Genomic DNA, 22,811 nt, shown 5'->3' with positions numbered 1-22,811 from the left:
GACGGGAGCGCTCGGCGCCCAGCGGCGGATGCCGCTCGCCCGCCGCTGAGCGAGGGTGCTAGAAATAACGACATGGCCGGACTTTTCGGTCGACCACGGGTTCCGCTGGCCCGCACGATGAACGACTGGCGCCCACGCGGTCGGCGTGAGGGGCCCCGCTCGGCGTGGGAACGACGTGGGCGGCGCGTTCAGCAGGACCAGCAGGATCAGCGGGATCAGCGCGGTCAATCCGATCCGCAGGGCTCGCCGGATCCCCATGACCACTGGGATCCGCAGGGCCGGCAGGGCGCGTACACCCGGCGGGGCCCGCAGGAGCGGTCGCCGGTGCGCACCGGCCGGAGCGGCCACGGATCCGGTCCGGGCTCCGGCCACGGCACCGCTCACGGCCGCGGCTATGGGGGGCCCCGCCGCAATCCCGTGCGCGGTGTGCGCACCGTGGCCGGCCAGGTCTTCGTCCTCCAGGTGGGGGTCGTGCTGCTGCTGGTCGTCGCGGCCGTGGTGGCGCTCGTCCTGCAGTCCCGCTACGACAGCGAGCGGGAGGCCCGTAACCGCTCCATGGCGGTCGCCGAGAGCTTCGCCAGCGCGCCCGGGATGGTGAGCGCGATCCGCGGGCCCGATCCGAGTGCCGTGCTGCAGCCGCTCGCCGAGCGCGCCCGCAAGGGCTCCCGGGTCGACTTCGTCGTCGTCATGACGCCCCAGGGGATCCGCTTCACCCACCCCAACCCCGAGCGGATCGGCAAGCACTTCATGGGCAGCATCCGCCCGGCGGCGGAGGGCCGGACGGTGCAGGAGACCTTCACCGGCACGCTCGGCCTGTCCGTGCGGTCCGTGGTGCCCGTCAAGGACAGCCATGGGAAGGTCGTCGGCCTGGTCGCGGCCGGTATCACGATCAAGAAGGTCAGCGGTGCGGCCGACCATCAGCTGCCGCTGCTGTTCGGCGCGGCGGCGGCCGCGATGGCGCTCGCCACGGCGGGCACGGCCCTGGTCAGCAGGCGGCTGCGGCGCCAGACCCACGGGCTGGACCCGGCCGAGATGACGCGGATGTACGAGCACCATGACGCCGTGCTGCACTCGGTGCGCGAGGGCGTGCTGATCGTCGGCGGCGACCGGCGGCTGGTGCTCGCCAACGACGAGGCGCGCCGGCTCTTCGATCTCCCGCCGGACGCCGAGGGCCGGCTGGTGTCCGAGCTCGGCTTCGATCCGCACACCGCCGCACTGCTGGTGTCCGGGCGCCCCGCCACCGACGAGGTCCATACGGCCGGTGAGCGGCTGCTGTCCGTCAGCCACCGCCCCACCGACCGCGACGGCGGCCCGCCCGGCAGCGTCGCCACCCTGCGCGACACCACGGAGCTGCGCGCGCTGTCCGGCAAGGTCGACCTCGCGCGCAACCGGCTCAAGCTGCTGTACGACGCGGGCGTCTCCATCGGCACCACGCTGGACGTGGTGCGCACCGCCCAGGAGCTGGCGGAGTACGCGGTGGCCCGGTTCGCCGACTACGTCTCGGTGGACCTCGCGGACTCGGTGCTGCGCGGCGAGGAGCCCCCGGACGGAGCGGCCGGCACCGGCGCCCCGGACGCGGGCCCGTGGGCCGCCGTGGCGGTCGCCGACGGAGGCCGTACCGTCCTGCGCCGTACGGCCCTCAGCGGCATCCGCGACGACGGCCCGCTCTACCCCCTCGGCATGCTGATCGAATTCGGCCCGAGCGCGCCCCAGGCCCGCGGCTTCCGCAGCGGAGCGGTGACGGTCGAGCCGGTCCTGAGCGACTTCGCCGGCTGGCAGGACCAGGACCCCGAGCACGCCCGGCGGATCGTCGACTACGGCATCCACTCGATGATCACGGTCCCGCTGCGGGCCCGCGGCGTCGTCCTGGGCGTGGCCAGTTTCATGCGCGCGGAGAAGCCGGAGCCCTTCGAGGAGGACGACATCTCCCTCGCCGAGGAGCTGGTCACCCGGGCCGCCGTCAGCATCGACAACGCCCGCCGTTACACCCGCGAGCACACCATGGCGGTCACGCTGCAGCGCAGCCTGCTGCCCCGGATGCTGCCGGAGCAGAACGCGCTGGATGTGGCGTACCGCTATCTGCCGGCCGAGTCGGGGGTCGGGGGCGACTGGTTCGACGTCATTCCGTTGCCGGGGGCGCGGGTGGCGCTGGTGGTGGGGGATGTTGTGGGGCATGGCCTGCACGCGGCGGCGACGATGGGGCGGCTGCGGACGGCGGTGCACAACTTCTCCACGCTCGACCTGCCGCCCGACGAGATCCTGTCGCACCTCGACGATCTGATCGCCCGGATCGACCGGGACGAGGGCCCCGGCGGGCCGGAGGGCGAGGGCGCCGGCAGTGAGGGGATCACGGGGGCGACGTGTCTGTACGCGATCTACGACCCGGTGACGCGGCGGTGCACGATGGCGCGGGCCGGTCATCCGCCGCCCGCGCTGGTGCGTCCGGACGGCTCGGTGGAGTTCCTCGATCTCCCGGGCGGGCCGCCGCTGGGCCTGGGCGGGCTGCCGTTCGAGACCTCGGAGCTCGACCTGCCCGAGGGCAGCCATCTGGTGCTCTACACGGACGGGCTGATCGAGAAGCGCGACCGGGACATCGACACCGGTCTGGAGATGCTGCGCGATGCCCTGTCCCACCCGGGCCGCACGCCCGAGGACGCCTGTACGGCCGTGCTGGACGCGCTGCTGCCCGACCGCCCGAGCGATGACATCGCGCTGATCGTGGCCCGTACGAGGGTGCTGGAGCCCGGTCTGACGGCCGACTGGGAGGTGGCCTCCGACCCGTCGCAGGTGGCCGCGGTGCGGGCCGCGGTGGCCCGGAAGCTGGCGGAGTGGGAGCTGGGCGATGTCGCGTTCACGACCGAACTCATCCTCAGCGAGCTGATCACCAACGCGATCCGCTATGCGACCGGCCCGATCCGGGTGCGGCTGCTCCGCGACCGCAGCCTGATCTGCGAGGTCTTCGACACCAGCAGCACCTCCCCGCACCTGCGGTACGCGGGGACGACGGACGAGGGCGGCCGGGGGCTCTTCCTGGTCTCGCAGTTCGCCGACCGCTGGGGCACCCGCTACACCTCGGACGGCAAGGTCATCTGGACCGAGCAGGCGCTGCCGCTGTCGAAGAGCGGCAAGCCGCGGTCGTGAGGGCCTCAGGGCGCTCCAAGGCTCCAGGGACTCGGATGGAAGCCGTAAGGCGCTCACGAGAGCCGTAAGGCGCGCACGGGACTCACGGGGCCGTGGGCGCTCCTGAGGGCCGTGAGGGCGGCGCGGCCGCCTTACCGGGCCCATCCAGGGCCTCAGGGCCGCCCTACAGCCCCCAGCAGCCGCCTTACGGCGCCCAGCACAGCGAGAAGCCCGCCCACGGACCCGTGGGCGGGCTTCGGCGCATCGCGTCCGTCGCGGCGTTACTTGGCCGGGGCCGGCTCCGGCTCCTCGGCGTTCTTGCCGCCGTCCTCCGGCGCGGCCGGGGTCCGCACCGAGTCGAGGAGGAGCTGTGCCACGTCCACGACCTGCAGCTCTTCCTTCGCCTTTCCATCGTTCTTCTTGCCGTTGACGGAGTCGGTCAGCATCACCAGGCAGAACGGGCAGGCGGTGGAGACGATGTCCGGGTTGAGGGACAGCGCCTCGTCCACGCGCTCGTTGTTGATGCGCTTGCCGATCCGCTCCTCCATCCACATCCGGGCGCCGCCCGCGCCACAGCAGAAGCCGCGCTCCTTGTGGCGGTGCATCTCCTCGTTCCGCAGCCCCGGCACCTTGGCGATGATCTCGCGCGGCGGGGTGTAGACCTTGTTGTGGCGGCCCAGGTAGCAGGGGTCGTGGTAGGTGATCAGACCCTCGACCGGGGTGACCGGGATCAGCTTGCCCTCGTCGATGAGGTGCTGCAGCAGCTGGGTGTGGTGGATGACCTCGAACTCGCCGCCCAGCTGCGGGTACTCGTTCGCGATGGTGTTGAAGCAGTGCGGGCAGGTCGCGACGATCTTCTTCTTGGACTTCTCGACGGTGACGCCCTCCTCGGCGTCCTCCCCGAAGGCCATGTTCAGCATCTCGACGTTCTGCTGGCCGAGCTGCTGGAAGAGGAATTCGTTGCCCAGGCGGCGGGCGGAGTCACCGGTGCACGCCTCGTCGCCGCCCATGATCGCGAACTTGACGCCCGCGATGTGCAGCAGCTCCGCGAAGGCCTTGGTGGTCTTCTTCGCCCGGTCCTCCAGGGCGCCCGCGCAGCCGACCCAGTACAGGTAGTCGACCTCGGTGAGGTCCTCGATGTCCTTGCCGACGACCGGCACCTCGAAGTCGACTTCCTTGGTCCACGCGAGGCGCTGCTTCTTGGCCAGCCCCCAGGGGTTGCCCTTCTTCTCCAGGTTCTTGAGCATCGTGCCCGCCTCGGACGGGAACGAGGACTCGATCATCACCTGGTAGCGGCGCATGTCCACGATGTGGTCAACGTGCTCGATGTCCACCGGGCACTGCTCGACGCACGCACCGCAGGTGGTGCAGGACCACAGCACGTCCGGGTCGATGACGCCATTCTCTTCGAGGGTGCCGATCAGCGGGCGCTCGGCCTCGGCCAGCGCGGACGCGGGCACGTCGGTCAGCTGCGCCTCGCTCGCCTTCTCCTCGCCCTCCACCGTCTTACCGCCACCGGCGAGCAGATACGGCGCCTTGGCGTGCGAATGGTCGCGCAGCGCCATGATCAGCAGCTTGGGCGACAGCGGCTTGCCGGTGTTCCAGGCGGGGCACTGGGACTGGCAGCGGCCGCATTCGGTGCAGGTGGAGAAGTCGAGGATGCCCTTCCAGGAGAAGTGCTCGATCTGCGAGACGCCGAACTGGGCGTCCTCGTCCGGGTCCTCGAAGTCGATCGGCTTGCCCTCGCTCACCATCGGCTGCAGCGCGCCGAGGGCCACGTCGCCGTCCGCGTTGCGCTTGAACCAGATGTTCGGGAAGGCGAGGAAGCGGTGCCAGGCGATGCTCATGTCGAGGTTGGTGCTGACCGTGATCATCCAGATCATGGTCGTACCGAGCTTGATCATCGCGAACAGGTAGGTCAGGTTCTGCACCGTGTCGACGCTGAGCCCGTCGAAGAGCTGGACCAGCGGATACGAGGCGAAGTACGCGGGCTCGTAGTGGTCGACGTGGTGCAGTGCGCCCTCGGTGCCGCGCAGCGCCATGATCGCGACGCCGATGATGAGGATGACGTACTCGACGAAGTACGCCTGCCAGGCGGTGGAGCCCGTGAACCGGGACTTGCGGCCGGCCCGGCTGGGCAGGTTGAGCAGCCGGATCGCCATCAGCGTCAGGATGCCCAGGGTGGTCATCGTGCCGATGAACTCGATGTACAGCTCGTAGGGGAGGAAGCCGCCGAGGATCGGCAGCGTCCAGTCCGCCTGGAAGAGCTGGCCATAGGCGTTGATGATGGTCGGCGGCAGGGTCAGGAAGCCGATCGCCACGAACCAGTGGGCGACGCCGATCACCCCCCACTTGTTCATGCGGGTGTGCGCGAGGAACTCCCGGGCCAGGGTCACGCTGCGCTGGTATGGGTTGTCGGTCCTGGCCCCCGCTGGGACCGGCGCGCCGACCTTGAAGAAGCGCACGAACTGCGCGACGGCCCGGCCGAGCAGGGCAACGCCGACCGCGGTGAGGACCAGCGACACGATGATCGCGGCGAGTTGCATAGGGGGCTCCTCGAACCTGCGAGCTGGATTACTAAGCAGTAACTTAATGTGGCTTGACCGAGATTACCCGCCCGGACGGGAACGCATGTAGTCGACGAGCCGGTGATCTGTGTCGCTCACTTGGCCCCTCCTCCACCTCTTCCACGCTTGGTTGGGCATAAGCCTCATATAAAACTTGAGCCCGGGCGACTCAGGTCTGTTGACAGCGACGATCGGGCTGATGCACGCTTGAGCCTGTTCCACTCAATGCTGTAGCTGGAGGATCCCGAAATGGCACGTGCGGTCGGCATCGACCTGGGTACGACGAACTCCGTCGTCAGTGTTCTCGAGGGCGGTGAGCCCACCGTCATCACCAACGCCGAGGGCGCCAGGACCACGCCGTCCGTTGTGGCGTTCGCGAAGAACGGCGAGGTGCTGGTCGGCGAGGTGGCCAAGCGCCAGGCGGTGACCAACGTGGACCGCACCGTCCGCTCGGTCAAGCGCCACATGGGCACCGACTGGAAGATCAACCTCGACGGCAAGGACTTCAACCCGCAGCAGATGAGCGCCTTCATCCTGCAGAAGCTGAAGCGGGATGCGGAGTCGTACCTCGGCGAGAAGGTCACGGACGCGGTCATCACCGTCCCGGCGTACTTCAACGACGCCGAGCGCCAGGCGACCAAGGAAGCCGGTGAGATCGCGGGCCTCAACGTCCTGCGTATCGTCAACGAGCCTACCGCCGCCGCGCTCGCCTACGGGCTGGAGAAGGACGACCAGACCATCCTGGTCTTCGACCTCGGCGGCGGCACCTTCGACGTCTCGCTGCTGGAGATCGGCGACGGCGTGGTGGAGGTCAAGGCCACCAACGGTGACAACCACCTCGGTGGTGACGACTGGGACCAGCGCGTCGTCGACTACCTGGTCAAGCAGTTCAACAACGGCCACGGCGTCGACCTGTCCAAGGACAAGATGGCCCTGCAGCGCCTCCGCGAGGCCGCTGAGAAGGCGAAGATCGAGCTCTCCAGCTCGTCCGAGACCACCATCAACCTGCCCTACATCACGGCGTCCGCCGAGGGCCCGCTGCACCTGGACGAGAAGCTCACCCGCGCCCAGTTCCAGCAGCTCACCTCCGACCTGCTGGAGCGCTGCAAGACCCCGTTCCACAACGTCATCAAGGACGCGGGCATCTCGCTGTCCGAGATCGACCACGTGGTCCTGGTCGGCGGCTCGACCCGTATGCCCGCCGTCGCCGAGCTCGTCAAGGAGCTGACCGGCGGCAAGGAGGCCAACAAGGGCGTCAACCCGGACGAGGTCGTCGCCATCGGCGCCTCGCTCCAGGCCGGTGTCCTCAAGGGCGAGGTCAAGGACGTCCTGCTGCTCGACGTCACCCCGCTGTCCCTCGGCATCGAGACCAAGGGCGGCATCATGACCAAGCTGATCGAGCGCAACACGACCATTCCGACCAAGCGCTCGGAGATCTTCACCACGGCCGAGGACAACCAGCCGTCCGTGCAGATCCAGGTCTACCAGGGCGAGCGCGAGATCGCGGCGTACAACAAGAAGCTCGGGATGTTCGAGCTGACCGGCCTTCCGCCGGCCCCGCGCGGCGTGCCGCAGATCGAGGTCACCTTCGACATCGACGCCAACGGCATCATGCACGTCGGCGCGAAGGACCTGGGCACCGGCAAGGAGCAGAAGATGACCGTCACCGGCGGCTCCGCGCTGCCGAAGGACGACATCGACCGCATGATGCGCGAGGCCGAGCAGTACGCGGAGGAGGACCACAAGCGCCGCGAGGCCGCCGAGACCCGCAACCAGGCCGAGCAGCTCGTCTACCAGACGGACAAGTTCCTCAAGGACAACGAGGACAAGGTCCCGGGCGAGGTCAAGACCGAGGTCGAGGAGGCCCTCACCGAGCTGAAGGAGAAGCTCAAGGGTGAGGACACCGCCGAGATCCGCACCGCGACCGAGAAGGTCGCCGCGGTGAGCCAGAAGCTGGGCCAGGCGATGTACGCCAACACCCAGGCGGACGGCGCGGACGCGGCCGGTGCCGCCGCCGGTGACGCCGGTGCCGCGGGCCAGGCCAAGGCCGATGACGATGTGGTGGACGCCGAGATCGTCGACGACGACAAGGCCGACAAGGGCCAGGGCCAGGGTGGTGCCGCGTGACGGAGGAGACCCCGGGCTTCGAGGAGCAGCCCGACGTCCCCTCCGAGGCCGCGCAGACCCCCGACGACGCGGCGAAGGGCGCCGGGTCCGCCGACAAGGCGGGCTCGGCAGCCCCGGCCGGGGACCTCGAGCAGGTAGCCCTTCAGGCACAGCTGGACCAGGTGCGTACCGCCCTCAGCGAGCGGACGGCCGACCTCCAGCGGCTCCAGGCGGAGTACCAGAACTATCGGCGCCGGGTCGAGCGGGACCGGGTGACGGTCAAGGAGATCGCCGTGGCGAGCCTCCTGTCCGAGCTGCTGCCCGTGCTCGACGACATCGGCCGCGCCCGTGAGCACGGCGAGCTCGTCGGCGGCTTCAAGTCGGTCGGCGAATCGGTGGAGACGGTGTCGGCGAAGCTGGGTCTGCAGCAGTTCGGCAAGGAGGGCGAGCCCTTCGACCCGCTGGTGCACGAGGCCCTGATGCATTCGTACGCGCCGGATGTCACCGAGACCACGTGCGTGCAGATTCTGCAGCCGGGGTATCGAATCGGCGAGCGCACGATCCGCCCGGCGCGGGTCGCGGTCGCCGAGCCCCAGCCGGGAGCCACCCCCGCGAAGGGCGGCGAAGGCGACGCCGCGGCGCCGGACGAGGAGAGCGGTGGCCCGGAAGAGGGCTGACGTGACGGTGATCGCGGGAGCAGCAGGAGAGGAGGGACGTCGAGGATGAGCACCAAGGACTTCGTGGAGAAGGACTACTACAAAGTCCTCGGCGTCCCCAAGGACGCGACCGAGGCGGAGATCAAGAAGGCGTACCGGAAGCTCGCCCGCGAGTACCACCCGGACGCCAACAAGGGCGACGCCAAGGCCGAGGACCGCTTCAAGGAGATCTCCGAGGCCAATGACATCCTCGGCGACCCCAAGCGGCGCAAGGAGTACGACGAGGCCCGCTCGCTCTTCGGGAACGGCGGCTTCCGCCCCGGTCCCGGCGGTCCGGGCGGCACCGGGAGCTTCAACTTCGACCTGGGCGACCTCTTCGGCGGCGCCCAGGGCGGCGGCGGTGCCGGTGGCGCCGGCGGCTTCGGCGGCGGGCTCGGGGATGTCTTCGGCGGGCTGTTCGGCCGCGGCGGCGCCACCCGCGCCCAGCCGCGCCGGGGCCAGGACATCGAGTCCGAGGTGACGCTGAGCTTCACCGAGGCCGTCGAGGGGGCCACGGTCCCGCTGCGGATGTCCAGCCAGGCCCCGTGCAAGGCGTGCTCGGGCACCGGCGACCGGGACGGCACCCCGCGGGTCTGCCCGACCTGTGTCGGCACCGGCCAGGTCAGCCGGGGCGGCGGGGGCGGCTTCTCGCTCACCGACCCGTGTGTGGAGTGCCGCGGCCGCGGCCTGATCGCTCAGAACCCGTGCGAGACCTGCAAGGGCAGCGGACGGGCCCGTTCCGCCCGCACCATGCAGGTCCGGATCCCCGCGGGCGTCAGCGACAGCCAGCGGATCCGGCTGCGCGGCAAGGGCGCCCCGGGCGAGACCGGCGGCCCGGCCGGCGATCTGTATGTGGTCGTGCACGTGGACGCGCATCCGGTCTTCGGCCGTAAGGGCGACAACCTGACCGTCACCGTGCCCGTCACCCTTCCGGAGGCCGCGCTCGGCGGCGAGATCAAGGTCCCGACCCTGGGTGGCCCGCCGGTCACCCTGAAGCTGCCGCCCGGCACGCCCAACGGACGCACGATGCGCGCCCGTGGCAAGGGCGCGGTCCGTAAGGACGGCACGCGTGGAGATCTGCTGGTCACCGTCGAGGTCACGGTGCCGCAGGAGCTGAGTGACACGGCGCGGGACGCGCTGGAGTCGTATCGCGAGGCGACCGTGGGAGAGGACCCACGGGCGGAGCTGTTCAAGGCCGCGAAGGGAGCGTGACCCCAATGGAGTCGCACGGCCGAGGAGGCATCGGAGGCAGGGGCGCCGGCCGGCCCCGTAACCCTTATGAGCTGACCGAGGATTCGCCGGTGTACGTCATCTCGGTGGCGGCTCAGCTCTCCGGACTGCACCCGCAGACCCTGCGTCAGTACGATCGCCTCGGCCTGGTTTCCCCCGACCGCACCGCCGGCCGTGGCCGGCGGTACTCCGCGCGCGACATCCAGCTGCTCCGCCAGGTCCAGCAGCTGTCCCAGGACGAGGGCATCAACCTCGCCGGGATCAAGCGCATCATCGAACTGGAGAACCAGGTCGCGGCTCTCCAGTCCCGTGTCGCCGAGCTCCAGGCCGCGGTCGAGGGCGCCGCGACCGCCATGCAGCAGCGCGAGGCCCAGGTCCACGCCTCCTACCGCCGCGACCTGGTCCGCTACCAGGACGTCCAGCAGAGCAGCGCCCTGGTGGTCTGGCGCCCCAAGCGCCCGGAGTAGCGCCCGGCTGCCCGGCCCGGAGTAGCGCCCGGCTGCCCGGCGCGCCGCTGATCGCAGGCCCGGTGACCGTCCCCACGGCCACCGGGCCTTTCGCGTGCCCGGCGACCGCCCCCTGCCCGCCCGGTGGGCTCTGGGCCGGGCGCGCCGATGGGGCGACCCGGGCGCACCATGGAGATATGGGAGGAGGTATCGCCATGGTGGAAGTCAAGACGATCGAGAAGCCGGATGAGCGGCGTGACTTTCCCGGAGGCCATATCGAAGCCCTGCATCTGACCGGGCTGGATTTCGCCGTGGGCACCTTCGAGCCCGGATGGCGCTGGCGGGAGTCGGTGCGGCCGATCGTGGGGACCGATCTGTGCGAGGTCCACCACAGCGGGGTCGTGGTCCAGGGCCGGATGCGGCTGCGCACGGCCGATGGCGCGGAGGCCGAGCTCGGCCCCGGGGATGTGTATGTGGTGGCGCCCGGCCATGACGCGTGGGTCGTCGGCGACGAGCAGGTCGTGGTGTACGACGTCGCCGGGCAGATGGCGTTGACGTACGCGAAGTCGAGTGAGGCCGGCGCCTGAGGCGGGGGCCGGGAGCGGCGCCTTACAGCGGTTCAGCCGTCGGCAGGGGACGAGAATGAGTACCGGTCGGACACCACCGCGTGGACCCCGCGGCGGAGGGTGGCCGCACCGCAGTGCCCGTACCGACCAGCTGATCAGGACCCTGCTGCGCCGCCGCAAGGAACCGCTGGCCATCGAGGAAGTCACCGTCGTCGACAAGCCCGGGATGCGCCGTGCGGTCGCGGCGACCGCGGTCGGCAACACCATGGAGTGGTTCGACTTCGGTGTCTACGCCTATGTGGCGGTCACCCTCGGCAGGGTCTTCTTCCCCGCCGACGACCCCGCCACCCAGGTGGTCTCCACGTTCGCCACCTTCGCCGTGGCATTCCTGGTGCGGCCGCTGGGCGGGCTGGTGTTCGGGCCGCTGGGCGACCGGATCGGGCGGCGGCGGGTGCTGTCCACCACCATGATCATGATGGCGGTCGGCACCTTCGGGGTGGGCCTGCTGCCCGGCTATTCCGAGATCGGCTTCGCCGCCCCGCTGCTGCTCCTGGCCTGCCGCGTGGTGCAGGGCTTCTCGACCGGCGGCGAGTACGCGGGGGCGACCACCTACATCGCCGAGTTCGCGCCCGATCAGCGCCGTGGCTTCCTCGGCAGCTGGCTCGACTTCGGCACCTTCATCGGGTATTCGCTGGGCTCCGGCCTGGTCACCGTGCTCACCGCCACGATCGGTGAGACCGGGATGGTGGACTGGGGCTGGCGGGTGCCGTTCCTGGTGGCGGGACCGCTGGGGCTGATCGGTCTGTATATGCGGCTGCGGCTGGAGGAGACCCCGGCGTTCCAGCAGGAGGCCGAGCGGGCGGCCGAGGCGGCGGAGGCGGCGGAGGCACACGGCGACACGGTGCCGATCGAGGAGGCCCGCCAGTCCGGACGGGGGCGGCTGAAGGAGATCTTCACCCGGCACTGGGAGGCGATGCTGATCTGCATGGGCCTGGTGCTGCTGTACAACGTCACCAACTACATGGTGACGTCGTATCTGCCGACGTACATGACCTCCACGCTCGGTCAGGACGCCACCACGGCCCAGGTGCTGGTGCTGGGCACCATGCTGTTCGTGGTGCTGGCGATCACGGTGGTCGGGCGCGGTTCGGACCGCTGGGGGCGGCGGCCGCTGTTCCTGTTCGGCAGTCTGGGCCTGGTGGCGCTGGCCATTCCGGCGGTCCTGCTGATCCGGGCGGGCGGCGTGCTGATGCCCGCGATCGGCTGTCTGATCCTGGGCGCGATGCTGGTCACCTTCGCGGGGACGAGCGCCGCCACGCTTCCGGCGCTGTTCCCGACCCGGCTGCGCTACGGCGCGCTGTCGATCTCGTACAACCTCTCCGTGTCGCTGTTCGGCGGGACGACGCCGCTGCTGGCCTCGTGGCTGGTGGCCACCACGCACAACACGCTGGTGCCCGCCTTCTACCTGATGGCGGCGGGGGTGATCGGGCTGATCGCCACGCTGTTCCTGCACGAGACGGCGGGGAAGCCGCTGCGCGGTTCGGGGCCCATGGTGGAGACCGAGGAGGAGGCACGTACGGCGGTGGCCGAGAGCCGTACGGAGGCCGGGCGGCACGCCCGCGACGTCTGGATCCGGCTGCGCCACCCCTGGGCGGGGGCCGGCCACCGGGAGGAGGAGGACGAGGAGTGAGCCGGCCCGGGGCTCAGCTCTTGGGCATGGCGCGGTCTCAGGTGTTGCGCATGGCGCGGTCTCGGCCCTTGCCCAGGGCGCGGCCTCAGCTCTTGCCCAGGGCGCGGGTGAGGTCTCAGCTCTTGCCCATGGGGCGGGTGAGGCCTCAGCTCTTGCCCAGGGCGCGGGTGAGGCCTCAGCTCTTGCCCAGGGCGCCGGTGAGGCCTCAGCTCTTGCCCATGGCGCGGGTGAGGGTGATCTCGATCAGGACGCGGTCGGGGTTGGGGCGCGGGGTGCGCTCGTAGCGCTCGGCGTAGCGGCGCACCGCCTCCGCGATCAGCTCGGGGTCCTCGCGTACGACCGCGAGCCCCTCCAGCGTGGCCCACCGCTTGCCCGCCATCTGGCAGACCGCGACCCGCGCCCCGCCCTCGCCCGCCGCCCGGACATGGGCGACCTTACGGCTGTGGCGGTTCGCGATGACGCGGGCGAGCCCGGCCTCGGGGTCGTAGGTGACGCCGACCGGGACGACGTGCGGGGTGCCGTCCGGGCGTGGGGTGGTCAGGGTGCACAGATGGCGTTCGCGCCAGAAATGGAGGTACCCGGGATCGGGGTTGCGGGGATCGACAGCCATGGCCCAGAACCTACAGACAGGGCCCGGAACCTCAGGCCAGGGGAGTGGCGTGAGCGAGGTTGAGTGGAATAGACTCAACTTTGCGGAGGTTGGGTAGGGCAGGATGGGAAGACCGCAGCGAGGAGGAGCACAGGGACGTGGATGCCGAGCTGACCAACAAGAGCCGGGCGGCGCTGAGCGCCGCCAATGACCGGGCGGTGTCCTCCGGGCACGCGGATATGACGCCCGCGCATCTCCTGCTCGCCCTGCTGGAGGGCCAGGACAACGAGAACGTCATGGATCTGCTGGCAGCCGTCGAGGCCGACGCGGCCCTCGTGCGCAGCGGCGCCGAGCGGCTGCTCGCCGCCCTGCCCAGCGTCCAGGGCTCCACCGTGGCTCCGCCACAGGCCAGCCGCGATCTGCTCGCCGTCATCGCGGACGCCACCCAGCGGGCCAGGGAACTGGGGGACGACTATGTCTCCACCGAGCATGTGCTCATCGGCATCGCCGCCAAGGGCGGCCAGGCCGGGGAGCTGCTCGACCAGCAGGGGGCGAGCGCCAAGAAGCTGCTCGCCGCGTTCGAGAAGGTCAGGGGTGGACAGCGGGTGACGACGCCCGATCCGGAGGGCACGTACAAGGCCCTGGAGAAGTTCGGCACGGACTTCACCGCCGCCGCGCGCGAGGGCAAGCTGGACCCGGTCATCGGCCGGGACCAGGAGATCCGCCGGGTGGTGCAGGTGCTCTCCCGGCGCACCAAGAACAACCCGGTGCTGATCGGCGATCCGGGCGTCGGCAAGACGGCCGTCGTCGAAGGGCTCGCCCAGCGGATCGTCAAGGGCGACGTCCCCGAGAGCCTGCGCGACAAGCGCCTGGTCGCCCTCGACCTCGGCGCGATGGTCGCGGGCGCGAAGTACCGCGGTGAGTTCGAGGAGCGGCTGAAGACCGTCCTGGCCGAGATCAAGTCCAGCGACGGCCAGATCATCACCTTCATCGACGAGCTGCACACCGTGGTCGGCGCGGGCGCCGGCGGCGACTCCGCGATGGACGCGGGCAATATGCTCAAGCCGATGCTGGCCCGCGGTGAGCTGCGCATGGTCGGCGCCACCACCCTCGACGAATACCGCGAGCGGATCGAGAAGGACGCCGCGCTCGAGCGCCGCTTCCAGCAGGTGCTGGTCGCCGAGCCGACCGTCGAGGACACCGTCGCCATCCTGCGCGGGCTCAAGGGCCGTTACGAGGCCCATCACAAGGTGCAGATCGCCGACGGCGCGCTGGTGGCCGCCGCGGCCCTCTCCGACCGGTACATCACCTCCCGCTTCCTGCCCGACAAGGCCATCGACCTGGTCGACGAGGCGGCCTCCCGGCTCCGGATGGAGATCGACTCCTCCCCCGTGGAGATCGACGAACTCCAGCGGTCGGTGGACCGGATGCGGATGGAGGAGATGGCGCTGGCCCGGGAGACCGACGAGGCCAGCAAGCTGCGGCTGGACAAGCTGCGCCGCGACCTCGCCGACAAGGAGGAGGAGCTGCGCGGGCTCACCGCCCGCTGGGAGAAGGAGAAGCAGGGCCTCAATCGCGTCGGTGAGCTCAAGGAGCGGCTGGACGAGCTGCGCGGCCAGGCCGAGCGCGCCCAGCGCGACGGCGACTTCGACACCGCCTCCAAGCTGCTGTACGGGGAGATTCCGGCCGTCGAGCGGGAGCTGGCCGAGGCGTCCGAGGCCGAGGCCGAGGTCCAGCAGGACCGCCCCACCATGGTCAAGGAGGAGGTGGGCCCGGACGATGTGGCCGATGTGGTCGCCTCCTGGACCGGCATCCCGGCCGGCCGGCTGCTGGAGGGCGAGACCAAGAAGCTGCTGCGCATGGAGGAGGAGCTGGGCAAGCGGCTGATCGGCCAGCTGGAAGCCGTAAGGGCGGTGTCGGACGCCGTGCGCAGGACCCGCGCGGGCATCGCCGACCCGGACCGGCCCACCGGTTCGTTCCTCTTCCTCGGCCCCACCGGCGTCGGCAAGACCGAGCTGGCCAAGGCGCTCGCCGACTTCCTCTTCGACGACGAGCGGGCCATGGTCCGCATCGACATGAGCGAGTACGGCGAGAAGCACAGCGTGGCCCGGCTGGTCGGCGCCCCGCCCGGGTACGTCGGCTATGAGGAGGGCGGCCAGCTCACCGAGGCGGTGCGCCGCCGCCCGTACAGCGTGGTGCTGCTGGACGAGGTGGAGAAGGCCCACCCCGAGGTCTTCGACGTTCTGTTGCAGGTGCTCGACGACGGGCGGCTCACCGACGGGCAGGGCCGGACGGTGGACTTCCGCAACACCATCCTGGTGCTCACCTCCAACCTGGGCAGCCAGTACCTGATGGATCCGCTGCTCGGCGAGGAGGAGAAGAAGCAGAGCGTGCTGGAGACCGTAAGGACCTCCTTCAAGCCGGAATTCCTCAACCGCCTGGACGACCTGGTGGTCTTCTCCGCGCTCAGCGGGCCCGAGCTGGCCCGGATCGCCGAGCTCCAGATCGCCCGGCTGGCCCGCCGCCTCGCCGACCGCAGGCTGGCCCTCGACGTCACCCCGGCCGCGCTGGAATGGCTGGCCGAGGAGGGCAACGACCCGGCGTACGGAGCGCGCCCGCTGCGCCGGCTGATCCAGACCGCGATCGGCGACCAGCTGGCCAAGGAGATCCTCGCCGGGGAGATCCGCGACGGCGACAAGGTCCGGGTGGACCGGGTCGGCGACGAGCTTCTGGTGGGCCCCGCGCAATAGTTTCCGGCGCCTCCCGGGCACGTCCCGGGCACGTCCCGGCAATAGGTCCGGCCGGTCCTCGTTCGGCCGGATCGGGCAATGTACGGCCGGGGTTGCACGGCGGGGGCGGGTGTGAGGGAGGATGGCGGTATTCCATACGAAGGGAAATCCACGGTGAGCATCGACCCGTCCTCGATTCCGAATTTCGGGGGTCAGCCCGAGCCCGAACCGACGGGTCCGAGCGGCCCCGTGCTGCCCGACCAGGATCTGGTCAAGCAGCTGCTGGAGCAGATGGAGCTGAAGTACGTCGTCGACGAGGAGGGGGACCTCGCCGCGCCGTGGGAGCAGTTCCGCACCTATTTCATGTTCCGCGGGGAGGAGGAGCAGCAGGTCTTCTCCGTCCGTACGTTCTACGACCGGCCGCATGGCATCGACGAGAAGCCGCGGCTGCTCGAGGCGATCGACGACTGGAACCGCCGCACGTTGTGGCCGAAGGTCTACACCCACACCAATGACGACGGCACGGTCCGGTTGATCGGCGAGGCGCAGATGCTGATCGGCACCGGCGTCAGCCTTGAGCACTTCGTATCCAGCACGGTCAGCTGGGTGCGGGCTTCGATCGAGTTCGACCGCTGGCTGGTCGAACAGCTCGGTCTGGAGGCCGACATCGAGTCCGACGGCGACGACAAGCCGGACGACGGCGACGGCCAGGCCTGAGCCGGGAGCCGTGGCGCAAGCCCCGGGCCGCCCGGATCTCGGTCAGGCCGGGCTGCGCGCCACGGTCAGCAGATACGCCCCATAGAGACAGGAGAGCCCGGCCAGCGCCCCGCCCACCAGGACGGCGGTGCGGGGCCGGGCTCTTGCCATCGCCAGCGCCGCCGGGAACAGCAGCGGGAAGGCGGGCAGCAGAAAGCGCGGCTTGGACGCGAAGTAGTTCGAGCCGGTGAGCGCGATGGCCACCAGGACCAGGGTGTAGACGACCAGCGGCAGCGGCGGCGGGCGCAGCGCGAGCAGGATCAGCGAGATCAGCGAGGCGCCGATGACGATCAGCGACATGTAATGCGGCAGTGAGCCGTTCCCCATGATCAGGCCGCGGGCGCTGCGGAAGCCGCTCGCACCGAGATCGAACGAGGTGCCCCAGCGGTCCTGGACGTCCAGATAGCCGCGCCAGGTGCCGCGCCGCACCCCCACCCAGCCGATGTAGCCGAGCCAGCCCAGCGGTGACAGCGCCGCGCCCGCCCACACCCGCCAGGACGTACGCCCACGGCGCCGCCAGACCTCGGCGGCCGCGTACGCGCACACCGCCGCCGCGACCGCGATCCCGTTGGGCCGCGTGGCCCCCGCGCACAGGGCGAGCGCCCCGGCCCACAGCCAGCGCCGGGTCAGCAACGCGTACAGCGACCAGGCCGCCAGCGCCGTCAGCAGCGACTCCGTGTACCCCATGGACTCCACGACCGCATGCGGCAGCAGCCCCCACAGCGCCACCAGCATCAGGGCCACCCGCCGCCCGTACAGCCGCTCCCCGACCGCGTGGATGCCCCAGGCCGCCAGCCCGGCCGTGACCCAGGTGGTCAGCAGCCCCGCCGTCACCGCGCTCAGTGGCACGACACTCGTGACGCCCCTGATCAGCGCCGGGTAGAGCGGGAAGAACGCGAGATCGCTGAAGGCCAGGCCGGGGTGGGTGACGGAGGGCCGGCTGGTGCCGTAGCCGTGCTGGGCGATGCCCACGTACCAGAGGCTGTCCCAGTAGTGCCCGAGCTGCGTCCGCGGATGCTTCCCGGTCCGCCAGGCCCCCACCGCCACGCACCCGATCCCGGCCGCCCGCACCGTCGCGTACACCGCCAGCGCGAGCCACGCCCGCCCCAGCGACGCCCGCACGCCCCGCCGTGCGGCCGGTGGTCCTGGGGGTTCCGGGGCCCGGGTGGACGCGGTGGTGTCGGCGGACACGGAAACCTCCGGTACGGGCACCCGATGGACATGCGCCGAGCCCCCGGGAGGGGACGGACCAGGGGGCCCGGCGGACAACACCGACCATCCGCCGAACCGCGGACGCCCGCGACCCGGAAGGCCCATCCGGGGGACTTACCGGGCCTGCCCGGGTGATCCGGGGACTTACCGGGCCTACCCGGGTGACCGGAGGCGCCGCGTCAGCCGGTGCCGTCCCGTCAGCCGGAGCCCGCCGCGTCAGCCGGAGCCCGCCGCGTCAGCCGGCGCCGAGCGTCTTCAGGCGGGCGACGGCGTCCGTAAGGACCTCATCGCGCTTGCAGAAGGCGAAGCGGACGAACGGCGAGCCCTGGTCCTGGTGGTCGTAGAAGACCGCGTTGGGGACGGCGACCACCCCGCAGCGCTCGGGGAGGGAACGGCAGAAGGCGAAGCCGTCGGTCTCGCCGAGCGGCCGGATGTCGGTGGTGATGAAGTACGTGCCCGAGGGGCGGAAGACCTGGAAGCCCGCGTCGGTCAGGCCATCGGCCAGCAGATCGCGCTTGGCGCGGAGATCCTCGCGGATGCCGTGGAAATAGGCGTCGGGCAGGCGCAGCGCCTCGGCGACCGCGTACTGGAAGGGCCCCGCCGAGACGTAAGTGAGGTACTGCTTGGCCGAGCGCACCGCCGTGACCAGCTCGGGAGCGCCGGTCACCCAGCCGACCTTCCAGCCGGTGAACGAAAAGGTCTTGCCACTACTGCTGATGGTGACGGTCCGCTCGCGCATCCCCGGGAACGAGACGAGCGGGGTGTGCGCGGTGCCGAAGACGAGATGCTCGTAGACCTCGTCGGTGACCACCAGCAGATCGCGCTCGACGGCGAGCTCGGCGACCGCGGCCAGCTCATCGTGGGTGAGCACGGTGCCGGTGGGGTTGTGCGGGGTGTTGAGCAGGATGAGCCGGGTGCGGTCGGTGACGGCGGCCCGCAGCTCGTCCAGATCCAGCCGGAAGGTGTCCCCGTCCGGGCGGAGGGTGACCGGGACGCGGACCCCGCCCGCCATGGCGATGCAGGCGGCGTACGAGTCGTAGTACGGCTCCAGCGCGACCACCTCGTCCCCCGGCTCCACCAGCGCCAGCAGCGACGCCGCGATGGCCTCGGTGGCGCCCGCGGTGATCAGCACCTCGCTATCGGGATCGAAGCCCAGCCCGTACCAGCGCCGCTGGTGCTCGGCGACGGCGGTACGCAGCTCCGGCACTCCCGGCCCGGGCGGATACTGATTGCCCCGCCCGTCCCGCAGCGCCCGTACGGCGGCCTCGCGCACCTCCTCGGGCCCGTCGGTGTCCGGAAAACCCTGCCCCAGATTGATCGCGCCGGTGCGCACGGCGAGGGCGGACATCTCGGCGAAGATCGTGGTCCCGAAGGCGGCCAGTCGGCGATTGAGCGGCGGTCGTCCCATGGCGCCCATACTCCGCCGAAGCGGCGGCCTTCCTCAACTCTGGCGGGCACCGACGGTTTCGGGCTCGGGGCTACGCTCGCGCTATGACTGATTTCCTTCAGGTGGCGACGGCGACGGAGAGCCGCGAGGAAGCAGAAGGGCTCGCGGGGTCGGTGGTGACGGCGCGGCTCGCGGCCGGGGCGCAGATCGTGGGGCCGGTGGTCTCGGTCTTCTGGCATCGGGGGGATTGAGGTTGGAAAACGCTCACCGGGTGGGCGCCTCGGCGAGCGACAGGCTGTTCCCGTCGGGGTCCAGCACGACGACATGGCGTACGCCGTTGCTGTAGGTCTCGACCGGTTCGTGGTCGATCCCCTGTGCGGCGAGCCGGGCCAGGATGTTGTCGAGGTCATTCACGCCGAGCGTGATCATGGCTCCGCCTACTCGCTCAGCCCGCACGTCCCGATCGTCAACGACGACCCACGCGTTCTCACCGACCTGCCACAGGTATTCCTCGCCTATGGTCTCGTCCGCTGGGCGCCCGAAGAACGCCTCGAACCACTCCAGTGCCTTGATCCGGTCACTCACGCACATGATGCTGTACAGGTCCACTCGGATCACTCCTCACAGTCGTTTCGGAAGTTGGACCACGTCCGTGACTGAAGCTCATCGGAGGACGGCAGCCTGGTTCTCCACAAGGAAGGTGAGGACAGGCACCGTCGGCGCGTGGACGCCGGGTACTTCCGCACGGCCGTTGAGCGACTGATCGCAGCGCGCCGACCGTACTCCCGCACCTCATAGGGCGATCAGTCGCACGCGGTCATCGCAGAGCTTGGCCATGTCGTCGGTGTCGGAGGTGAGCACGGCGACGGGTGGCGGCTGGCGTAGTGCCGCCTCGGCGACAGTGGCGTCGATCGCGTACTTGTGCCCGTGCAGCCCTGCTGACGTGAGTAGCTCGGCGGCGGCCTTGGCCGCCTGCTCGGTGACGGGTTCGACCTTGACCCGTGAGAGGGCCCAGTTCAGGCGTGGGAGGTTTACTCGCGCATGGCTGACTTCGACGATGGTGTTGGCGCTGACGACGAGATCGGCTCCCATTTCGTGGAACACCTGGAACATCGCGAGAACCTTGCGGTCCTGGGCGACCCAGGCGGACAGTCCCTGGGAGTCCAGGACGACGGTCTCAAGGTGTGTGCTCACGCGGCGTCCGTGCGGCCGGCGCCGTCGGCGGTGCCGAAGATCTTGGCGCGGGCGTCGGCCAGCTCCTCATCCGTGAAGGCGCCTTCCTCCTCCTGATGGCGCCGTAGATCGTCGCCGAGGAGTTGGTGCCGGATCTGCCGGGCCACCGCTTCGGCCACATAGCCGGACACGTTGTCGGTGAGCTTTCTCAGCTCTTCGACCTGCTCGGTGGGCAGGGTGACGGTGATGCGCGTCGTGGCGGCCATGTGTCGAGCATACTCCAGTATGCGTTCGGTCGATGCCCGATGCGGTGACCGGTGTGGGGCGCCGCGCTCGATGGTGGTGCCACCCGGCGCGGGCCGTACTCGCTAGTTCTTCCGCGCTCGTTTTCGGTGGCGGGATGGACGGGTACTCGGCCGGGTCGGAATGTATTGACGGTGATCGAATGCGCTTTTGCCGGAGTCGTGAGACCCCGCGGGAGGCGAGATGGCCGAGCAGCAGACACAGCAGGCGGGGGCCTGGCCGCGGCTTCGGCTGGAGGACTGGGCCGAGGCGCGGGACACGCTGCATATGTGGACCCAGATCGTCGGCAAGATCCGGCTGGATCATGCGCCACCGGCCAATCAGTGGTGGCAGGTGACCTTGTATGTCACCCCGCGCGGGCTGAGTACGTCGACGATTCCGTATCGCGGCGGGGCATTCGATATCGAGTTCGACTTCGTCGAACAGCGGCTGGGGATTCGGGTCAGCGACGGGAGCCGGCGCGAGCTGGTGCTGGAGTCCAAACCGGTGTCCCAGTTCTACTCCGAGATCATGGGGGTGCTGGGGGACCTGGGCATCCAGACCCGGGTGTACCCCCGCCCGAACGAGGTGCCCGTGTCGATCCCCTTCCCGGAGGATCACCGGCACGCGGTGTACGACCCGCACGCCACCCGGCTCTTCTGGGGGCAATTGCTGAACGCACACCGGGTGTTCGGGGAATTCCGGTCGCATTTCGTCGGCAAGGCCAGCCCCGTGCACTTCTTCTGGGGAGCGATGGACCTGGCCGTCACCCGCTTCTCCGGCCGCACCGCGCCGCCGCATCCCCCCGGCGGGGTGCCGAACCTGCCGGACCGGGTGACCCAGGAGGCGTACTCCGTCGAGCTCTCCAGCTGCGGCTTCTGGCCCGGCGGCGGGGAGGAGGGCGGCTTCTACTCCTACGCCTACCCCGAGCCCGCCGGTTTCGCCGACCAGCCGGTCCAGCCCGCGGCGGCCTCGTACCGGCGGGACGTCGGTGAGTTCGTACTGCCCTACGAGACGGTCGCCACCGCGGCCGATCCGGACCGGACGCTGACCGAATTCCTGCACAGCACCTACGAGGCGGCCGCCGAACTGGCCGACTGGGATCGCGCGGTCCTGGAAGCCGATCCGCATCACTGGGAGCACCGCTAGGCGCTCCGCGGGAAGTGCCGCGAGGGGCGGTCGTTCGTCCGCGGCTGTGTCGTGGCTGGTCCCACGCACCGGCGTCAGGGCCAGACGTTGGCCTGTGCCCGGAAGGTCTCCGGGTCGGTCTCCTGGGGCAGTACGCACATCACGTGGCCGCCGGGAACGCGGAGCACCCGGCACTCCTGCCACTGCGCGATCTGCTCAGCCCCCAGGGCGAGCAGGCGCGCGGTTTCCGCCTCGACGTCGTCGGTCTCGAAGTCCAGGTGGATACGGGGCGCGTCGTCGACCGCCTGGACGGCGGTGACCAGCCCCGGCAGAGCCTCATGGAGCGTGGTGAACTGCGGCTCCGGCGGATACGACTCGGCGGTGACGCCGAGGGCCGCTGACCAGAAGGCGGTCGCCCGGTCGGCCTCGGCTTTGGGCGCGTCGATCAGAACGGCGTACACACGGCTCCTGTGCATGCACGGCAAATTACCCCGCCGAGCCCACGGCCAGTCACGCCGCGCCGAACCTCTGGACTTCCTCAACTTCGCTTTCGACCCGGGTGAGGTCGGGCAGGGGAGACGACAGGTACGAAGCGGTACCTCGCTACGGGGGATGGAAGGAGAGTGAGGACCATGGGTCCTGTCGTCATCTTGGTCGTGGTGGCGTTCACGTTCGCGGCGCTCGCCGCGCTGGGCGCCGGTCGGTCGAAGGGGAACAGCGGGCGGCGCAAGCGGTCCTGGGGTGCGGGTTCCAGTGGGGCGGCCGGTGGCAGCTGGTGGGCCGGTGGCGACGGCGGTGGTGGCCATCACGGGGGTGGCCACCACGGCGGCGGTGGCTGCGGCGGCGGAAGTGGCTGCGGTGGCGGGGGAGGCTGCGGTGGCGGCGGCGGCGGTGGTGGTGGCGGTGGCTGCGGTGGGGGCGCCTGATCCCCCTGATCCCCTGGCCACCACGCGTCCTTACGGTCGCCATGCCGTCCTTACGGTCACGCCGTCCATATGGTCGCCACGCCGTTCTTACGGCCGTGAAGCAATGAGCCCGCGCCCGGCGCGCCAACGTGCGCCGGGCGCGGCCTTGTTGAACACTTGACCTAGAAGGCGCCCTAGGGGGTGGAAACCCGGCGAAGATGGGTAAAAAC

General features: G+C 70.4%; 19 protein-coding genes and 1 pseudogene. 12 read left to right on the top strand and 8 right to left on the bottom strand.

Going from position 1 to position 22,811, the window contains the following annotated elements:
* Positions 1–72: 72 nt before the first annotated feature.
* Positions 73–3,141, top strand: coding sequence for a SpoIIE family protein phosphatase/ATP-binding protein (locus tag J8403_RS20830; protein ID WP_246585920.1), 3,069 nt, complete (start codon positions 73–75; stop codon positions 3,139–3,141).
* A 260-nt stretch (positions 3,142–3,401) separates the two neighbouring features.
* Here the strand turns inward: J8403_RS20830 and J8403_RS20825 are convergent, their stop codons facing one another.
* The gene (locus J8403_RS20825) at positions 3,402–5,666 is read right to left on the bottom strand and encodes a (Fe-S)-binding protein (RefSeq protein WP_211124486.1); all 2,265 of its coding nucleotides are present in this window, start codon (positions 5,664–5,666) and stop codon (positions 3,402–3,404) included.
* 270 nt (positions 5,667–5,936) lie between these two features.
* Between J8403_RS20825 and dnaK the strand changes: the two genes are divergently transcribed.
* The 6 genes from dnaK to proP all read left to right on the top strand — a co-directional run bounded on the left by dnaK (position 5,937) and on the right by proP (position 12,420).
* Positions 5,937–7,814, top strand: a complete 1,878-nt coding sequence (dnaK, locus tag J8403_RS20820; RefSeq protein ID WP_211124485.1) for a molecular chaperone DnaK — start codon at positions 5,937–5,939, stop codon at positions 7,812–7,814.
* Positions 7,811–8,470, top strand: coding sequence for a nucleotide exchange factor GrpE (gene grpE / locus J8403_RS20815; protein ID WP_211124484.1), 660 nt, complete (start codon positions 7,811–7,813; stop codon positions 8,468–8,470). The genes dnaK and grpE overlap by 4 nt, the downstream gene beginning before the upstream one ends.
* Positions 8,471–8,515: 45 nt before the next feature.
* Positions 8,516–9,700, top strand: coding sequence for a molecular chaperone DnaJ (gene dnaJ, locus J8403_RS20810; protein ID WP_211124483.1), 1,185 nt, complete (start codon positions 8,516–8,518; stop codon positions 9,698–9,700).
* Between the two features lie 5 nt (positions 9,701–9,705).
* Complete coding sequence (locus J8403_RS20805; RefSeq protein WP_093463424.1) at positions 9,706–10,185, top strand: heat shock protein transcriptional repressor HspR; 480 nt, start codon at positions 9,706–9,708, stop codon at positions 10,183–10,185.
* Positions 10,186–10,379: 194 nt separating this feature from the next.
* The gene (locus tag J8403_RS20800) at positions 10,380–10,751 is read left to right on the top strand and encodes a cupin domain-containing protein (RefSeq protein ID WP_211124482.1); all 372 of its coding nucleotides are present in this window, start codon (positions 10,380–10,382) and stop codon (positions 10,749–10,751) included.
* A gap of 130 nt (positions 10,752–10,881) precedes the next feature.
* Positions 10,882–12,420, top strand: a complete 1,539-nt coding sequence (proP, locus tag J8403_RS20795; RefSeq protein ID WP_246586358.1) for a glycine betaine/L-proline transporter ProP — start codon at positions 10,882–10,884, stop codon at positions 12,418–12,420.
* Between the two features lie 205 nt (positions 12,421–12,625).
* On the opposite strand, the gene J8403_RS20790 is transcribed toward proP, so the two are convergent.
* Complete coding sequence (locus J8403_RS20790; RefSeq protein ID WP_211124480.1) at positions 12,626–13,030, bottom strand: pyridoxamine 5'-phosphate oxidase family protein; 405 nt, start codon at positions 13,028–13,030, stop codon at positions 12,626–12,628.
* Positions 13,031–13,167: 137 nt separating this feature from the next.
* Between J8403_RS20790 and clpB the strand changes: the two genes are divergently transcribed.
* Together clpB and J8403_RS20780 are read left to right on the top strand one after the other, a co-directional pair.
* Positions 13,168–15,759 carry an ATP-dependent chaperone ClpB gene (clpB, locus tag J8403_RS20785; protein ID WP_211124479.1) on the top strand — a complete coding sequence of 864 codons (2,592 nt, stop codon included), beginning with the start codon at positions 13,168–13,170 and terminating at the stop codon, positions 15,757–15,759.
* Positions 15,760–15,912: 153 nt separating this feature from the next.
* Complete coding sequence (locus J8403_RS20780) at positions 15,913–16,455, top strand: YbjN domain-containing protein (protein ID WP_137966709.1); 543 nt, start codon at positions 15,913–15,915, stop codon at positions 16,453–16,455.
* A 42-nt stretch (positions 16,456–16,497) separates the two neighbouring features.
* On the opposite strand, the gene J8403_RS20775 is transcribed toward J8403_RS20780, so the two are convergent.
* Positions 16,498–17,685: a hypothetical protein gene (locus tag J8403_RS20775; protein ID WP_211124478.1), complete on the bottom strand. Its 1,188-nt coding sequence runs from the start codon at positions 17,683–17,685 to the stop codon at positions 16,498–16,500.
* Positions 17,686–17,941: 256 nt separating this feature from the next.
* Positions 17,942–19,123, bottom strand: coding sequence for a pyridoxal phosphate-dependent aminotransferase (locus tag J8403_RS20770; protein WP_211124477.1), 1,182 nt, complete (start codon positions 19,121–19,123; stop codon positions 17,942–17,944).
* A gap of 74 nt (positions 19,124–19,197) precedes the next feature.
* On the opposite strand from J8403_RS20770, the pseudogene cutA reads away from it, so the two are divergent.
* Positions 19,198–19,341: pseudogene (gene cutA / locus J8403_RS20765) on the top strand (divalent cation tolerance protein CutA); the annotation flags it as partial.
* Positions 19,342–19,357: 16 nt separating this feature from the next.
* Here cutA and J8403_RS20760 read toward each other — a convergent pair.
* From J8403_RS20760 to J8403_RS20750, 3 genes are all read right to left on the bottom strand, one after another.
* Positions 19,358–19,678, bottom strand: coding sequence for a VOC family protein (locus J8403_RS20760; protein ID WP_211124475.1), 321 nt, complete (start codon positions 19,676–19,678; stop codon positions 19,358–19,360).
* Between the two features lie 207 nt (positions 19,679–19,885).
* Positions 19,886–20,287, bottom strand: a complete 402-nt coding sequence (locus J8403_RS20755; RefSeq protein WP_211124474.1) for a PIN domain-containing protein — start codon at positions 20,285–20,287, stop codon at positions 19,886–19,888.
* Positions 20,284–20,532: a type II toxin-antitoxin system CcdA family antitoxin gene (locus tag J8403_RS20750; protein WP_211124473.1), complete on the bottom strand. Its 249-nt coding sequence runs from the start codon at positions 20,530–20,532 to the stop codon at positions 20,284–20,286. The genes J8403_RS20755 and J8403_RS20750 overlap by 4 nt, the downstream gene beginning before the upstream one ends.
* Positions 20,533–20,752: 220 nt before the next feature.
* Here J8403_RS20750 and J8403_RS20745 point away from each other — a divergent pair, with 220 nt between their 5' ends.
* Positions 20,753–21,697 carry a DUF5996 family protein gene (locus J8403_RS20745; RefSeq protein WP_211124472.1) on the top strand — a complete coding sequence of 315 codons (945 nt, stop codon included), beginning with the start codon at positions 20,753–20,755 and terminating at the stop codon, positions 21,695–21,697.
* A gap of 74 nt (positions 21,698–21,771) precedes the next feature.
* Here the strand turns inward: J8403_RS20745 and J8403_RS20740 are convergent, their stop codons facing one another.
* Entirely contained in the window at positions 21,772–22,152 is a 381-nt protein-coding gene (locus J8403_RS20740) for a VOC family protein (protein WP_211124471.1), read from the bottom strand.
* A gap of 156 nt (positions 22,153–22,308) precedes the next feature.
* Here J8403_RS20740 and J8403_RS20735 point away from each other — a divergent pair, with 156 nt between their 5' ends.
* Positions 22,309–22,602, top strand: coding sequence for a hypothetical protein (locus tag J8403_RS20735; RefSeq protein ID WP_211124470.1), 294 nt, complete (start codon positions 22,309–22,311; stop codon positions 22,600–22,602).
* The last annotated feature ends 209 nt before the right edge of the window (positions 22,603–22,811 follow it).

This window comes from Streptomyces yatensis (genome assembly GCF_018069625.1).
GTDB classification, from domain to species: Bacteria; Actinomycetota; Actinomycetes; order Streptomycetales; family Streptomycetaceae; genus Streptomyces; species Streptomyces yatensis.
The sequence above is the reverse complement of the archived record's forward strand: the minus strand, read 5'-3'. Positions and strand labels throughout refer to the sequence as shown.